The following is a 14,802-nucleotide window of genomic DNA, read 5'->3' on the forward strand; positions in this document are numbered from 1 at the left end:
AAAAGATGATGATGTCTATACTCGTGATCGGTTCGGTTTCCGCTGTAAGCACTCTGGCGGGAAAAAAAGCGGACCCCATTGCAAATTATGACCGTACAGCAGACCGGCATGCATTCACTGTTTTCATGGAAAACGGTGGATGGTGCTGGTTTCAGGATCCGCGTGCTGTTTTACAGGGCGATTATCTGGTGATTGGCGGGGTATCGGGGAACGGTTCCGGTGCAGCTTTAATCGGGTCGTATGACCTGAAAAGTAAAAAAGTGCTCGGTTCATTTGTTGCCAAAGACCGGTTCAATCGGGATGACCATAATTCACCGGCGTTTTATGCCCGTCCGGACGGATCGCTGCTGGCGGTGTATGCGCGGCATGGCTGGGAAAAGTTTCACTATTTCCGGATTTCAACATCGCCCGATTTTACGCAGTGGGGGCCGGAGCAACGGATTCAGCATGCAGATTTCCTGACGGACAAAAAAGATAAGGTTACCTACATGAACCTTTACAACATGAGTGCCGAGGGAAAGCTGTATAACTTTTATCGGGGTATGGAATATAATCCGACGTTTTGCACATCAACCGATCAGGGGCTGAGCTGGAGTGAGGACACACATTTTATCCAGAGTGAAGTTGATGGGCGTAACCGGCCGTATGCCCGTTATGCCGGTAACGGAAAGGATACGGTATACGTCAGTTTTACCGATGGCCATCCGCACGTCTTTGGCAACAATCTCTATTATGCCGAATTTCGTGGCGGGTCATTTTATCGCGCAGATGGCACGTTGATTAAATCATTAAAAACCGACGGCCCGTTACGCCCGAGCGAGGCCGAGCTGATTTATCACGGGAGTAATGTAAAAGTGAAACAGTCTACGAATGCCGCCTGGACCAGCTCGATGGTTTTTGATGCAGAAGGGTATCCGCATATCGGATATACAGTACATCTTTCGGCAAGCGATCTGCGCTATCGGATTGCATCGTGGGACGGCACCCAATGGCATGACCGGGAAGTGGCCTTTGGCGGGAAATGTCTCTACAGGAGCCAGACCAGCTATACCGGGTTGATTACACTCGATCCGAAAGATCCTTCGTATGTAGTGATCTCAACGGATGTGGATCCGAATAGCGGAGTCGATCGCGGTGGTAAGCACGAGATTTATCGTGCCGGAGTGGCGTTGGCTGATAACACGCAGACGATTGAGTGGGAAGCGGTCACGAAAAATTCGCCGGTCCGGAATATTCGGCCGATTATTCTGAACGACGGAACCCGCCGGGTCGTGCTTTGGAACCGGGGCGACTATCAGAGCTATACCGACTATGACCTCGATACGGTCGGCTATGAAGAAAAACTGTCGATTGAACGGTAAGCTAAGTGGAAGAGAAAATGAAACGGATGTTCATCGGGATATTGGCACTTTTTTGTATAACCACCCATGCGGGAAAGGGGTTGGCGGTATTTGACAATGGTTTGACCGATGTGAAGTCGGTGGATGCCCAGGCGGAGCTGCTCAACAGACTGGGTTATCGCGGGATCTGTTCGCGGCCGTCCAATTGTACTCCGGAGTTGCTGGAGGCTTTTGATCGATCGGGGTTGGAGATCGTCTATAGTTTTGTGACGCTTAAAGCTGATGTCAGGGATATTCCCGCTTCTGTTGTCCGGCATATCGAGTCGTTGAAGGGCCGGAATACGATCATCTGGTTGGCACTGACCGGCCGGAATGTTTCGGATGAACAGGCGGTGTCGGTGATTCGAAAGGTCTATGACCTCGCAAAGATGAACGGCCTTGATACCGTGCTTTATCCACATATCGGTTATCGTACGGATACCATTATTCGAACGGAACATTTACGGAAGCTGGCTGATCGTCCGGATCTCGGAATCAGTTTCAACCTCTGCCATTTTCTTGCGCAGAACGATCCCGAAAAGCTGGAGGAAACGATCCGGTTTATCGGGCCGAACCTGAATGTGGTGCTGCTCAGCGGAGCAAACCGGATTCCGGTTCCAAAGAACGATTGGGGCGAGCTCATTCTGCCGCTGGGGGCTGGAACGTTTGATATGCACCGGGTTTTCCGGGTGCTTGACGAAGTCGGATATGACGGTTCGTTTTGCCTGCAATGCTACAAAGTGCCTGGTCCCGCGGAAAAGCATCTGCGTCAGTCGATGGATGCATGGAATAAATACGCCGAGGCGTGCGAGGTTAAAGAGCCATGATGAAGAAGGCACCGAAGTCTGCGGGCGGGGCGATGGCAGTCGCCGAAGTTCTGAAGAAGCCTGATGGAAAATAAGAGAGCTCTTAGGGTGGTATCTGCGGTCGCCTTTAAATGTAAGTCAGAAAAATAAACGAAATCTGTCGTTTGAGGATAATGGGATATGAAAACAGGAATCATCGTTTTAGCACTCGTCGCCGCCGGTTTAGTACAGGCCGCCGAAAAACCAAACGTTGTCGTAATTTTGACGGACGATCAGGGGTGGGCGGATATTGGATATAATAATCCGGAACATGTTTACACGCCCAATCTCGATAAGCTGGCTGAAACCGGCGCGCGGTTTGAAAATCATTATGTGATGCCGCAGTGTACGCCGACGCGCGTGGCCTGTTTTACCGGACGTTATCCCGGCCGGTTTGGTCGGGCGCCGCTGAAAGCGACGAACGATCAGTGTTTCCCGGTCGGGACACCCACGCTGGCTACGATGATGAAGTCAGCCGGATATAAAACCTATCTGATGGGAAAGTGGCATATGGGGGCAAAGCCGGGCGATGGTCCGAATCAGCACGGCTTTGATTATAGTTATGGTTCTATTCCCGGAGCGGTGGGAATGTATGACCATCACTACCGGAAAGGCGCATTTTATAAAGCGTGGCACCGGAATGAAGAATTCATTGAAGGGGCTGAAAACGGAACGCATGCCACTGATCTGATTGCCGCCGATGCGGTTCGCATTATCCATCAGAAGCATGAACAGCCGTTTTTCATGATGCTCACGTTCCACGCACCGCATACTCCGTTGGATGAACGCGGACCGTTTGTTGATCGTCCGACGCAGCTCGATCCGGAGAATCCAAAGCGATGGCTGAATGAAGATGAAATTAAATGGTTCAACGATCCGAAAGGAAAAATTCAATCGGAACCCGATCCGGAAAAACGGTTGCTGCTGGCGGCGGTCTATCATGTGGATGATGCCATCGGCCGGGTGGTGAATGCGCTCGAAGAAAACGGCCTGCGTGAAAATACTCTGATTTTGTTTTCGTCTGATAACGGGCCGCAGGGTTCATGGGATGGGCATGCGTATCCGGACGATCTGAAGTTGACTCATTATAATCAGCCGGTTCCGATGCGCGGGAAAAAATGCGATGTTTACGAAGGCGGTATTCATGTGCCGGGACTGGCCAACTGGCCCGGACGGATTGAACCGAAAACCGTTACCGATCAAGTGCATATCATCGATTGGTTTCCTACTCTTGGAAATCTGATCGGGGTGGACGTTCCTGAAAACCTGGATGGCACGGATTTAGGTCCCGTACTCTTCGGTGATGACTCCCTGAAAAAGCGCGACCTTTACTGGATCTGGAATCCGGCCACGAACAAATGGGCGCTGCGCTTCGGCGATTGGAAGATTGTCCGCTATAGCAAAGACGAGCCGAAACAGCCAACGGACTGGCAATTGTTTAACCTGAAACAAGATCCGAAAGAAAAAAACGATATTGCAAAAATGCACCCGGAAGTACTTGAGCGGCTGCACGGTTTATTTCTTGAGCAGCGGGCTAAGGATAAGAAACAGTAAACGCACGTATATTCAGGAGAATTATATGAAATTATTTCGAGCTTTTATTTTGTGTCTGGTGGCGCATCAGGCCTTTGCAGATAAAGCTGTATCGTCTCGCTGGACCATGCATGCGGACACGCCTGCAAATAAGTGGGAAGACGCATTTGTTACGGGTAACGGCCGTCACGGTACCATGGTCATGGGCCGACCCGGGAAGGAGATTATTACGTGCGTACACGAAGAACTGTTTATTTCGGCCTGGGATCGGGACATTGTCGCAGTTGCAGATATCGCCTATTTACTGCCGGAAATACGTGCTTTAATTCGGGAGGGGAAACCTGCCGATGCGGCAACACTTGCGGTTAAGGCTGCAGGAAAAGAGTTGGCTCCGAAAGGGGTCACCAATAATGGCTGGCCGGTGGTTCCGCACCCGGCTTTTGATTTAGAACTGGAGTTTAAGCAGGAGGGAGAGACGCAAAACTATCGCCGGGAATTGAATCTGGAGACCGGCGAGGCGTTTTCCCGCTGGGGCGATGCCGGTCATCAGGTGGAACAACGCGTTTTTTCTTCGAGAGCTCACAATGTAAATGTGGTGGAGCTGCGGGCGCCGGGCAGTCATAAACTGGATCTTTCGATGCGCCTGATCGAGCGGCCCGGGCGTATTCGGAAAGATGCTCCGGTTTACCGAAACGTAGAGATGAACGGGGCCTTCAGTTCGATTTCAGCGGAAAGTGCGCCCGGGTGGCTGTTTTACCATGCGAATTATGCACTCGACAGCGGGGGTTACGATGGTGTTGCCCGAGTGACCCTTGATGGGGGTAGAATGGTGGACGAGGGCAATGGGCTGCGTATACAGGGCGCAGATCGTGTGCTGATCGTGATTCAGATTGATCCATCGGATGATGGACGTGTGTCTCAGCGGAAAAGGATGCAGGCGGAGCTGCGTGCCCTGCCGAAGGATTATGCCGGTCTCTTCGCGCCTCATGCGAATCTGCATAGGGAAATGTTCGGGCGGGTTACGCTGGATCTGGGGTGCGGAACAAGATGGCAGACGGACTCTATTGAAAAGGTGCTGGCAGACACGCATCAAAACGGGGTGAATGCTCATTTTCTGGAGATGGTCCATGCAATGGGCCGTTATCTCCTTATATCGACCAGCGGAAAATATCCGGCTCCTTTACAGGGGATCTGGGGGGCGGCTGGCGGCCACGATGGGGCGGAAGTTTTACGACCAATTCCAATGTGAATCTTGCGATCTCTTCGTTTGGAATGGGAAATTTTCCGGAGATTGCGGAGGCCTATTATCAGTTTATAGTACGGCAGCTGCCGGGGTGGCGCATTAATGCAAAGTATCATACCGGATGCCGTGGGATTCTGGCTTCGTTGAATACGGATCCCGAAACCGGATATGAGACGCATTTTACGGTTAGCCATCCGGCGCTCTACTGGGTTGGCGGAACGGGCTGGAATATCCGGCCGCTCTACGATTATGCGTTGCTGAGCGGGGATGCGACCTTCATGAAAGAGAAGGTGCTGCCGCTCTATCAGGAACTCGGCCTCTTTTACGAAGACTATCTGCTGAAGGGGAAGATGGGGTGTACGATATCATTCCCAGTCAATCACCGGAAAATAATCCCGGCGGAAAACGCGGTGCTCGATTAACGGAAAACAGCACGTTCAGCGTGGCTGTGGCCCGTGAAACGTTTGCCATTTTACTGGAGCTGGGCGAGCAGTTTGATCTGCCCGCTGAAGAGATGGCGAAGTGGAAAGAGATTCATGATCACCTTCCGGCATATCGGATCAATAAGGACGGGGCTTTGGCCGAGTGGATTCCCGAGCAATACCAGGACAATTATGCGCACCGTCATAACTCTCATCTCTATCCTGTATATCCGGGAATGGAGCTGGTGGGGCCGAATGTGAATCCCGAGCTGGATCAGGCGGTCCGTGTTGCCTTGGATAAACGGTTTAAGTATGACACCTCTTCAGCACATGGGTTAATGCATGCTGCACTGATGGCCTCCCGCCTGCATGATGTGGAAAAAGTACGTGTAAATCTGCATCGGTTTGCAACAAGGAATTATCTTTCCAACGGATTTGTTACCTCTCATGACCCGAATCATAAGGTCTACAATCTCGATGCCGCATTGAGTCTCCCGCGCTTATTGATGGAGATGCTGGTCTTTTCGCGTCCTGGATATGTTGACTTCATGCCGGGGTGGCCCGCTGATTATCCGGATGGTTCCGTGCAGGGGATCCTTGTTCGGGGCGGGCATAAAATTGATATCTCCTGGTCCGGCGGAAAACTGGAATCGGCCGTTTTGTATGCGGGTTTTGATGGAAAATGCACGGTGCGCTATGGCGACATTTCCCGGGATCTAAAATTAGAAGCCGGTCAGGCATACCGAATCGGTCCCGCGCTGCAGTCGCTTTAAGTTACGGATGAATGTTGACCGGCATTCCGCCGTGGCGGAAAAAAGTCCATGAAAAAGAAACCGCTTCCACCATAAAAATCAGCGAGTGTCCTGTGCGGGAAGATCATGCACTCATCGGAAATTTCGCCGGAGAAAACGTCGTGCCCGAAAGTATTTTGCAATATGTCGGGAGGAAATCCACCCGGCGCAGTCCGCTGAGGGGATTGCGGTTTGACTGTGTTGTAGCCTGGGACGGTGCACAGATCCGGATTCGTATGAACCGGAGGGCGCGTGCGGGGGAGTGGATTTCTGCATCGATGAATTGTGGCAGAGAATATATCTCCGCATTTCAACAGTTTGCGCGTTCTTCCGCAAGGGGCAGAAGAATGGTAAAGACGGCCCCGTTGCTGTTATGTCCCTGAATGGTTCCGCGGTGGGCTTCCACAAGGCTTTTAACAATCGACAGGCCGAGGCCGGCGCCGCCCTGTTCGCGGGACCGCGATTTATCGGCGCGGTAAAAGCGTTCAAAAACATGGGGGAGAGAATCAGGCGGTATACCGTCTCCCTCGTCAGAAACCGTTATGACGGCGTGGTCGCCACTTTGCGTTAACATCACGTGTATGGGACAGCCTGTGGGATTGTGCTGAATGGCATTGCGTATCAGATTCATGAGTATCTGCTGGATACGGGTTTCATCCACATCGGCGTTCAGCGCGCTTTCCGGGGTCTGCAGGTCGATGGGGTGAAGATCGGAGAGCCGAGCGGCATCTTCAACGGCCTGGGCAATAACGGGATTGAGGGGCTGCACGGTTTTATTCAGGGGGGCTTCTTTTCCATCAATGCGGGTCAGATCAAGCAGGCTGTCGGCCATGGATTTCATCCGTATCCCGGCCCGCTGGCAGGCTTTCAGAATCGATTGATATTCATCAGGAGTGCGCACTTTTTTCAGCCCGGCCTGGGTTTGGGCGAGTACGACCGCAATCGGGGTGCGCAGTTCGTGCGAGGCATCGGCGGAAAACCGTTTCTGGTTTTCAATGGCGTCGTCGAGATGATCGAAGGAGCGGTTCAGGGTGCCGGCCAGACTCTCCAGTTCTTCCGGCGCATCGGCCAGTTTAATTCGACGGCTGTGCGCTCCTGCTGAAATTTCTTCTGCGGTCCGGCTGATTTCCAGGATCGGTTTCAATGCCCGGCTGATGATGTAACGGCCACCGCTGTATCCGAGCAGAAAAATGCTGCAGCCGATGAGGATCAGGTATCCGCGCAGATACCGGAGCTGATGTCGGACTTCTGCCAGAGGTCGGCCGATCACTACGAGGGCACCGGAGGGATGGCGGGTAATCAGTTCGCGTGCGTTCTGATGGGTGATGTAGATCCGGTCGCTGTTCTGCTGAGCATAGAAAGCGTATTGAACATTCGGAATACTGCCGATCTGGTGGGTTGGATGGCCTTCAGGATCCCATACAGCCAGATAAAGGTTTTTATCCTGCAGCTGATCCGGATCGGGCGCAGCTTTATCCTCCGGGGAGACCGCTTCTCTTGTCGGCCGGTCAAACTGTGTTTCACGATCCGGCGGCGGGCGGTCGATAGGGCTTTGAAAATCTGGTCTCCGCTTGTCTGGCGGGGCGACGGCAGGAAGGATTTCAATCAGGGATTCCTGCAGTTCCGTGTCGATCCGGCCGATTGCCGATTTGCGCTGCAGATGATAGTGCAGAGACAATAACGTGATCAGCACTGCGGCGAGCAGCAGCATATTCCACATGATCAGCATCCAGCGGATGGAACGGTGGGCTTTCATTCAGGCTCCTATGGTATAGCCGATGCCGCGGCGGGTTTTGATATATTCACCGCCCAGTTTGCGGCGTGCGTTACAGATATGAACATCCAGCACATTCGAGAGGGAGTCATCATCTTCATTGAAGAGATGTTCATACAGTTCTGTGCGGCTGACGACGGCGTCGCGATGCATCATGAGATATTGAATCAGGGCGTATTCCAATGCGGTAAGTTTGACGGGAGTGCCTTCGACTGAAACGGTTTTTTTGGCAGTATCGATTTTCAGCCCTTGAAACGTGAGGGTGGTCGTGGCTTTTCCGGCGGCGCGGCGGATCAGCGCCCGAAGCCGGGCGGCGAGTTCATCCATATCGAACGGTTTGACCATAAAATCGTCGGAGCCCAGATCCAATCCTCTGATCCGGTCATCCACAGCACCGCGTGCGGTCAGAATAAGGACCGGTGTATCTTTAACTTTGCGCAGTTTTTCCATCACTTCCCAGCCGTCCATGCGGGGCATCATGATGTCGAGAATGATGGCGTCATAGTTCCACTCCACCGCCATATAAAATCCCTCTTCGCCATCTTCCGCCTGGTCGACGGCATAGCCTTCGTCTTTCAGCGACATTGCCAGCGCTTCTCTGAGATCCGTTTCATCTTCCACAATCAGCAACTTCATAGCTGTCTCCTAACACACACTGTAATGTGGGCTTTATAGGCTGGCGAACCTTAAGATCAGATTAAGTTTCGGGAATGGCACGTTTTATACCATTTACTAAAACATTCCGGTCTTAACGACAGCGTTATTCCGCGCAGCGACGCAGCGTGCGCGGAGCCATTTATGACTGAATTTCTCTGCGTCCTCAGCGCCTTTGCGAGGGATCAAATTTATACCGGATAGTTTTAACGTTTGGTAAAAGGGGGGCTTTTTCGATTCGCCGGCCTGCAGGAGATGCGCTTCACGTATTCTTAAGGCAGCGGGTGCTATGTTCACATTCAACGATCGCAAAGGCCGTAGAGAACATTTCACCAACAAGAATGGAGAAACTATGAAAACACAACTCATCATCGCCGCCGTATTCGCCGCCGTATTCGCCGCCGGAGCCGCTCTGGCGCAACAGCAGGGCGGGCAGGAACGCCGCGAACCTCCGACCGCTGAGCAGCTGATTGCCCGGCTGGATAAAGATAACGACGGAAAGATATCGAAGACGGAATTCGATGGCCCTGCCGCGCATTTCACGCAGTTCGATGCCAACGGGGACGGATACCTGACCACAGACGAACTGCCGTCCGGATCTCCGAATCAGCAGCAGCGTCAGAATGGCGGTCAAGGTATGCAGCAGGGGAATCAGAGCGGACCACGCAGCAGCAGTTCCGGTGCGGATTTTGTGACGCGGCTCGATAAAGACGGCGACGGCAAGGTCTCGAGCACTGAATTCGACGGTCCGTCCGATCATTTTACGCAGCTGGACAAGGATGGCGATGGTTTCATCAGTTCGTCCGAAGCTCCATCAGGGCCCCCGCAGGGACAGCGCGGCGATCGCCGGTAATAATCTGTCCGGCTGTCCGGGAATATCCGCCTCCTCCCAATCCCAGGATACCCCGGGCAGTCGGCTGTTTCCTTCCTCCCGACAATGGATCCGGTCATTGGAATTTTCCAGTGGCCGGATTTTTTTTGGGGGGGGAAAGAAAAAACGGACTTAACCTTTCCTTAAGGGTTCTTCCGCTACTCTCGGTTTCAACGATTGGAAAATCAACCCGCGGAGGCTGCTCATGGCAATCGACAGAATAGATGGATGTATCGGGTGCGGAACCTGTGTTACGGCGTGTCCGACCGATGTTTTAAGGCTGAATGAAAAAACCGGAAAGGCGGAGATTAAATATCTGCAGGAGTGTCAGGTGTGTTACCTGTGCGCTCAGTACTGTCCGGTGGATGCGATAACGATAACCGATGGAAGAGTGATTCCTTCCGTAACGGCATGGGGGTGAATTCATGAAAAAGACGGTGTTTCTAACGCTTTATTCTGCACTGTTCGCCGGGGTTCCGATGCTGCTGGCCCTGGGTCAGGATGTGCCGGTGGGGCATACGTATCAGCAGTGGGTGCTCTTTCTGAGTCTGGCCGGTTTCGGGCTTCTGCTGGGGCTCTTCTGGCTTTCCCGGCTCTACGCCCGCGATGCCGCGCCGATGAAATTTTCCAGCACGATGCGCTGGCATAAATATATCGGTTATGCGGCCGGTCTGTTCATGCTCGTGCATCCGGTGCTGATGATCGCCCGGCGTTTCATGGTAGAGGAATCCAATCCGCTGGATAATTTTGTGCTGCTGATTACGTCGCCGCTGATGCTTACGGGGATTATTGCCTGGGTGCTGCTGGTGCTGATTGTTGCTCTGGCCTTTGTCCGTAAACATTTCAAATATCAGACATTCCGCCTCATTCACGGAATTCTTTCCTTTGCTTTTGCTGTTTTTTCAACCTGGCACGTCATCCGGATCGGACGGCACAGCAATCTGGTGATGTCGGTTTTCTGGATACTTGCGGCCGGAACCGCATGCATCAGCCTGTTACTGGCTTATTTCCCGGTCCGGAAAACATCACCCGATAAAATCTATGAAGGAGAAACGCATGAACCCGCTTAATACCAAGTTTAAACGCCGTGGATTTCTCGGTGCGGTCGGAGGCGGCTGCGCGGTGATCAGCGCCGCCGCCTATGCCGGCCGGGAGATGCCGGTCGGTAACGAGGGCCGCCCGTCAATGTCGCATGGTGGCGGTCCGTCTGTGAAAAAGAAAAATGCAGCCGAAGGCCGGCTGACGCAGGTGACTGCTGATGTGCTGGTGGTCGGCGGCGGTATGGCCGGGGTGTTTGCCGCGGTGAAGGCGCACGACAGCGGGGCACGGGTGCTGCTGGTAGACAAAGGTTCGGTCGGGCGGTCCGGCCAGACCCCGTTTGCCCGCGGTATTTTCCGGTTTGATGAACAGGATGGAATGAGCCGGGAGGAATATCTCCGGAAGACTGCCGAGGCCGCGGAATACATGAATAATCCCGCATATACCGGGTTGCTGCTGGATCAGTCGGCGGCCGTGGTCGATGAACTGAAATCCTGGGGCTTTTTTGAAGAGGCCACCTATACCAAAGCCATGAATAAACCGCTCCGGGAACGGAAAATCCGGGTTATCGAGCGTGTCATGCTCACACATCTTCTGGAGAAAGACGGCCGGGTGGCCGGAGCGATGGGACTTTACATCGATAAAAATGAGTCCATTGCCATCCATGCCAAAAGTGTCATTCTCTGCACCGGAGCCAGCGGCTTCAAACCGACGGGCTGGCAGATCGGAGCCCAGACGGCCGATGGAGATGCCATGGCCTACCGGATCGGGGCGGAGATCAGCGGCAAGGAGTGGGTGGACGGTCATGGCGGAACCAATTACGGCTTGGAAGGAAAGCCCATGACCACCGGTTCGAATACCGAAGAGATCCGCGGCATGCTCGGTGTTGAACAGAATATTGAGGTCGAAAAAAACGGTCCGTCTGCCGGCGGGATGATGGGACCGCCCGGCGGTGGCCCGCCGCCCGGCGGCCGGGATTCCGGAGAGCGGCGCGGCCCGCCCCCGGACGGGGATAAAATGGCCGGTGGTCCGGGAGGCCCTCCCGGTGGCGGTCATGGCGGTCCTCCTCCCGGAGGAAAAGGGGGCAAAGGTCCCATCGTGATCGGCGGGGTTTCGGCGGGTATGTCGAATCATAAAGCGGAAGGGCTGTTCCCGCAGGATGACCGGTGTTCATCCAATATTCCGGGACTCTATGCCGCCGGAGATTCCCTCTGCTCCATGCAGAACGGCGGTATATACACACAGGTCGGCTCTTCACTTGCCGGTTCCGGTGCGCAGGGAGCACTGGCTGGAAAAACCGCGGCCCGTTATGCCGCTTCGGTGCAGGAGGTCAGAGTGACCGATGAGGATCTGAACCTGATTCGCAGCGATATATATGCACCCTATCTGCGTGAACGCGGATTTTCCCCGCGCTGGGTGACCCGGACCATGCAGGGGGTGATGATTCCGAATTTTATTCTTTATGTAAAAAGCGAAGAACGGCTGCAGGCCGCGCTGACCTATATTGAATATATTCGCGATCACCAGGTGCCGCTGCTGAAAGCGGATGATCTGCATGAATTGCGCCTTTGCCATGAAACCGCGAATATGGTGCTCAATGCCGAGATGAAACTGCGTGCTTCGCTGATGCGCAAAGAGAGCCGCGGCAGCCATTACCGGGAAGATTATCCGGAGCGTAACGATGACGAATGGCTCTGCTGGATTAAGATCCGTCAGGATAAAGACGGCAATATGGAGACCGTGAAGCATCCGGTTCCTGCAGTCTGATCCATTGCATATCCGTCCGGAATTGCGGATCCGGCTTCTGTGAATGTTCAGAGGCCGGATTTTTTATTGCGCAGTTTTGTTTCCGCCGTTTTGAACCTGCTTCAGGACAAACTGCACCATCGCTTCAAAGGGGGCGGAGCGGGAGTCGTAGTCGGCACTGGTGGTCCGGATATAATCAATGTTCAGTTTATCCATGGCTTCGGCCAGATGGATGCCGAAGTTTGGATGATGGATGTTTCCGGGCTGTCGGGTCTTTTCCGAGTGGTAGATGAAGACCGGCGGGTCATCCGCAGTCAGATGATTGATGGGCGAGGCCTCTTTGATCCGTGCATCAAGTTTTTTGTCGATCGGGTCCGTTTCCCAGTTCCAGTCGGCGGGCAGTCCGTAGAATAACTTCAGGGCGGAATCATCGAAGGCGATGCCGGGAATAATTTTCTGTATAACACGTGGGTCGTAGGTGGACTGCATACTGAAGGCCAGGGCGCAGGTGAGGCGGGTGGACTGCTGCTCCACCGGATCTCTGCTTTCCGGATTTTTCAGATCGTCGTGAAACGCGAGCCACTGGGCAATGCCGGATCCGGCCGACCCGCCGCCGGCCGCGAGTTTTTCGGGATCAATATTCCATTCTGCGGCTTTGGAGCGGAGGAACTGGATTGCCCGGGCGCTGTCGTGCATCTGGGCCGGGAAAGGGGCGATGCCGGAAAGACGGTAGTTGATCGAGGCCGCGGATACGCCGTTGGAAAGAAAGCCTTCGAGCAGAATCGGATTGATCGTCGATTTATCGCCGCTTCGGAATCCGCCGCCGTGGATGAAAACGAAAAGCGGCGTGGGCGTATCGGAATCCGCCTGCCAGAAATCGAGCGTCATGGAAGCATGTGCTCCATAGGAAACATCGGCAAAGGTCGGGGGGTGTTTCTTCGGCTGTTTCCGCTGACTATTTTTCGGCTGTTTTGGGATCTGACCGCGAGCGGCCCGCAGTTCGGTCAGGGTTAAAATCCCGTCGTTGTCGGCATCGAGTTCCGGTCGTCTTTCCAGCAGTTTCTTCAGCCGGTCATCATTTGTCGATGTTGGTGCGCTGGGCCGGGCGAACCCCGCGGAAACCGTTAGGAAGGCTAAAAACAGAGCGGTTGTTTTTTTCATGATTTTTACATCCTTTTATTCATCAACGTTATTTCGTCCGTTTTTAGTGCCGCTTAATCTCAACTTAATGCAACCGGTGGTATGTTCGCGGAAAATGTATGGAGAACCTGGTATGATGAAATATTTCAGTTTATTTCTTTTGATGGCATTCGCTGCCGGCTGTCAGCAGCGGCCGGGTGGAAGAAAAGGCGGGGGACCGCTGGATGCTTCCGGTGCCGATTTTGTTAAGCGGCTGGATAAGGATGGTGACGGAAAGGTTTCCGCACAGGAATTTGATGGCCCGGAAGATCATTTTTCGCAGTGCGATAAAAATAACGATGGCTATCTTACGGAAGATGAAGCGCCCGGCGGGCCGCCGGCGCGCGGTGGTGAACGACGCTAGGATTTGTTCCCCGGACAGGATCCGGAACGTTACCGTATTCTTTTCCAACAACGCCCCCTCCCATAGCTGTTCCGGCCACTGGAATTTTTTCAGTGGCCGGAACTTTTCATGTTGGTGATTGCTCTTCCAATAGTGGAAAAAGGGGGTATCGTAGTACGCACTTTTCAATCAGGAGAGCATATGGAAATTTTGAGGAATAAGACGGCGTTCATCTGCGATATGGACGGGGTGATTTATCATGGGAAGAACCTGCTTCCCGGTGTTACGGAATTTGTGAACTGGCTGAAGGCAGAGCATAAAAAGTTTCTGTTTCTGACCAATAACAGTGCACTGACGCTGCGCGAACTGAGCGAAAAACTGGGGCGTATGGGACTGGATGTGGATGAGTCGCATTTTTATTCCAGTGCCCGGGCAACGGCGGCTTTTCTGGCCAGTCAGAAGCCGAAAGGCACGGCCTATGTGATCGGTGATGCCGGGATCATCAATGCGCTTTACGATGAAGGTTATTCCATTAATGACACCAATCCGGATTATGTGGTGGTGAGCGAAGGCGATAATTATGATTATGCCCGCATCTGTAAAGCCACCCGGCTGGTGAACGAAGGGGCCAAACTGATCGGCACCAATCCGGATCTCACCGGTCCGGTAGAGGGCGGAGTGCTGATTCCTTCGACCGGGGCCCTGCTGGCACCGATTGAACTGGCCACGGGAAGCAAGGCTTATTATGTGGGAAAACCGAATCCGCTGATGATGCGCAATGCGCTGAAAAAACTGGAATGCCGGCGCGAAGAGACGGTGATTGTCGGGGATCGCATGGATACCGATATCATTGCCGGTATCGAAGCGGAGATTGCCACCTGTCTGGTGTTGAGCGGTGTCAGTTCGCGCGAAAGTGTAACTCAGTTTGCATACTGTCCGGATTATATTCTCAACGGTGTCGGTGATATTGTGCCGTCGTAATGC

15 protein-coding genes are annotated in these 14,802 nt (G+C 53.5%); 12 read left to right on the forward strand and 3 right to left on the reverse strand.

Annotation, left to right across the window (positions count from 1 at the left end):
- Positions 1-11: 11 nt before the first annotated feature.
- From EGM51_17790 to EGM51_17815, 6 genes are all read left to right on the forward strand, one after another.
- Positions 12-1,361 (forward strand): hypothetical protein, encoded by a 1,350-nt coding sequence (locus tag EGM51_17790; GenBank protein QBG49344.1) that lies wholly within the window; start codon positions 12-14, stop codon positions 1,359-1,361.
- 17 nt (positions 1,362-1,378) lie between these two features.
- On the forward strand, positions 1,379-2,206 hold the full coding sequence (locus EGM51_17795) for a sugar phosphate isomerase/epimerase (GenBank protein QBG49156.1): 828 nt from the start codon (positions 1,379-1,381) through the stop codon (positions 2,204-2,206).
- 159 nt (positions 2,207-2,365) lie between these two features.
- Positions 2,366-3,778, forward strand: a complete 1,413-nt coding sequence (locus EGM51_17800; GenBank protein QBG49157.1) for a hypothetical protein — start codon at positions 2,366-2,368, stop codon at positions 3,776-3,778.
- Positions 3,779-3,803: 25 nt separating this feature from the next.
- Positions 3,804-5,006: a hypothetical protein gene (locus EGM51_17805; protein QBG49158.1), complete on the forward strand. Its 1,203-nt coding sequence runs from the start codon at positions 3,804-3,806 to the stop codon at positions 5,004-5,006.
- Positions 5,003-5,422, forward strand: coding sequence for a hypothetical protein (locus EGM51_17810; GenBank protein ID QBG49159.1), 420 nt, complete (start codon positions 5,003-5,005; stop codon positions 5,420-5,422). Before EGM51_17805 ends, EGM51_17810 begins: the two co-directional genes overlap by 4 nt.
- Entirely contained in the window at positions 5,356-6,195 is an 840-nt protein-coding gene (locus tag EGM51_17815) for a hypothetical protein (protein QBG49160.1), read from the forward strand. Before EGM51_17810 ends, EGM51_17815 begins: the two co-directional genes overlap by 67 nt.
- A gap of 328 nt (positions 6,196-6,523) precedes the next feature.
- On the opposite strand, the gene EGM51_17820 is transcribed toward EGM51_17815, so the two are convergent.
- Complete coding sequence (locus tag EGM51_17820; GenBank protein ID QBG49161.1) at positions 6,524-7,969, reverse strand: HAMP domain-containing histidine kinase; 1,446 nt, start codon at positions 7,967-7,969, stop codon at positions 6,524-6,526.
- Positions 7,970-8,623, reverse strand: a complete 654-nt coding sequence (locus EGM51_17825; protein QBG49162.1) for a response regulator transcription factor — start codon at positions 8,621-8,623, stop codon at positions 7,970-7,972.
- A gap of 307 nt (positions 8,624-8,930) precedes the next feature.
- Here EGM51_17825 and EGM51_17830 point away from each other — a divergent pair, with 307 nt between their 5' ends.
- The 4 genes from EGM51_17830 (at position 8,931) to EGM51_17845 (ending at position 12,317) form a co-directional block, all read left to right on the forward strand.
- Complete coding sequence (locus EGM51_17830; protein QBG49163.1) at positions 8,931-9,494, forward strand: hypothetical protein; 564 nt, start codon at positions 8,931-8,933, stop codon at positions 9,492-9,494.
- Positions 9,495-9,717: 223 nt separating this feature from the next.
- Positions 9,718-9,933, forward strand: coding sequence for a 4Fe-4S dicluster domain-containing protein (locus EGM51_17835; protein ID QBG49164.1), 216 nt, complete (start codon positions 9,718-9,720; stop codon positions 9,931-9,933).
- A gap of 4 nt (positions 9,934-9,937) precedes the next feature.
- Positions 9,938-10,582, forward strand: a complete 645-nt coding sequence (locus EGM51_17840) for a hypothetical protein (protein QBG49165.1) — start codon at positions 9,938-9,940, stop codon at positions 10,580-10,582.
- Positions 10,569-12,317 carry an FAD-binding protein gene (locus tag EGM51_17845; GenBank protein QBG49166.1) on the forward strand — a complete coding sequence of 583 codons (1,749 nt, stop codon included), beginning with the start codon at positions 10,569-10,571 and terminating at the stop codon, positions 12,315-12,317. The genes EGM51_17840 and EGM51_17845 overlap by 14 nt, the downstream gene beginning before the upstream one ends.
- A 63-nt stretch (positions 12,318-12,380) precedes the next feature.
- On the opposite strand, the gene EGM51_17850 is transcribed toward EGM51_17845, so the two are convergent.
- Positions 12,381-13,457: an alpha/beta hydrolase gene (locus EGM51_17850; protein ID QBG49167.1), complete on the reverse strand. Its 1,077-nt coding sequence runs from the start codon at positions 13,455-13,457 to the stop codon at positions 12,381-12,383.
- On the opposite strand from EGM51_17850, the gene EGM51_17855 reads away from it, so the two are divergent.
- Together EGM51_17855 and EGM51_17860 are read left to right on the forward strand one after the other, a co-directional pair.
- Positions 13,456-13,839 carry a hypothetical protein gene (locus tag EGM51_17855; GenBank protein ID QBG49168.1) on the forward strand — a complete coding sequence of 128 codons (384 nt, stop codon included), beginning with the start codon at positions 13,456-13,458 and terminating at the stop codon, positions 13,837-13,839. The genes EGM51_17850 and EGM51_17855 overlap by 2 nt on opposite strands.
- 180 nt (positions 13,840-14,019) lie before the next feature.
- The gene (locus tag EGM51_17860; GenBank protein QBG49169.1) at positions 14,020-14,799 is read left to right on the forward strand and encodes an HAD family hydrolase; all 780 of its coding nucleotides are present in this window, start codon (positions 14,020-14,022) and stop codon (positions 14,797-14,799) included.
- The last annotated feature ends 3 nt before the right edge of the window (positions 14,800-14,802 follow it).

It is taken from the genome of Verrucomicrobia bacterium S94 (genome assembly GCA_004299845.1).
In the GTDB taxonomy this organism is placed as follows: Bacteria; Verrucomicrobiota; Kiritimatiellia; order Kiritimatiellales; family Pontiellaceae; genus Pontiella.

What these genes read in the sequence shown, in the direction of transcription:
- EGM51_17860 (QBG49169.1), top strand. Translation starts at nt 14,020, where the DNA reads ATGGAAATTTTGAGGAATAAGACGGCGTTCATCTGCGATATGGACGGG.
- EGM51_17790 (QBG49344.1), top strand. Translation starts at nt 12, where the DNA reads ATGTCTATACTCGTGATCGGTTCGGTTTCCGCTGTAAGCACTCTGGCG.
- EGM51_17820 (QBG49161.1), bottom strand. Translation starts at nt 7,969, where the DNA reads ATGAAAGCCCACCGTTCCATCCGCTGGATGCTGATCATGTGGAATATG.
- EGM51_17795 (QBG49156.1), top strand. Translation starts at nt 1,379, where the DNA reads ATGAAACGGATGTTCATCGGGATATTGGCACTTTTTTGTATAACCACC.
- EGM51_17845 (QBG49166.1), top strand. Translation starts at nt 10,569, where the DNA reads ATGAACCCGCTTAATACCAAGTTTAAACGCCGTGGATTTCTCGGTGCG.
- EGM51_17840 (QBG49165.1), top strand. Translation starts at nt 9,938, where the DNA reads ATGAAAAAGACGGTGTTTCTAACGCTTTATTCTGCACTGTTCGCCGGG.
- EGM51_17800 (QBG49157.1), top strand. Translation starts at nt 2,366, where the DNA reads ATGAAAACAGGAATCATCGTTTTAGCACTCGTCGCCGCCGGTTTAGTA.
- EGM51_17825 (QBG49162.1), bottom strand. Translation starts at nt 8,623, where the DNA reads ATGAAGTTGCTGATTGTGGAAGATGAAACGGATCTCAGAGAAGCGCTG.
- EGM51_17835 (QBG49164.1), top strand. Translation starts at nt 9,718, where the DNA reads ATGGCAATCGACAGAATAGATGGATGTATCGGGTGCGGAACCTGTGTT.
- EGM51_17850 (QBG49167.1), bottom strand. Translation starts at nt 13,457, where the DNA reads ATGAAAAAAACAACCGCTCTGTTTTTAGCCTTCCTAACGGTTTCCGCG.
- EGM51_17830 (QBG49163.1), top strand. Translation starts at nt 8,931, where the DNA reads ATGTTCACATTCAACGATCGCAAAGGCCGTAGAGAACATTTCACCAAC.
- EGM51_17855 (QBG49168.1), top strand. Translation starts at nt 13,456, where the DNA reads ATGATTTTTACATCCTTTTATTCATCAACGTTATTTCGTCCGTTTTTA.
- EGM51_17805 (QBG49158.1), top strand. Translation starts at nt 3,804, where the DNA reads ATGAAATTATTTCGAGCTTTTATTTTGTGTCTGGTGGCGCATCAGGCC.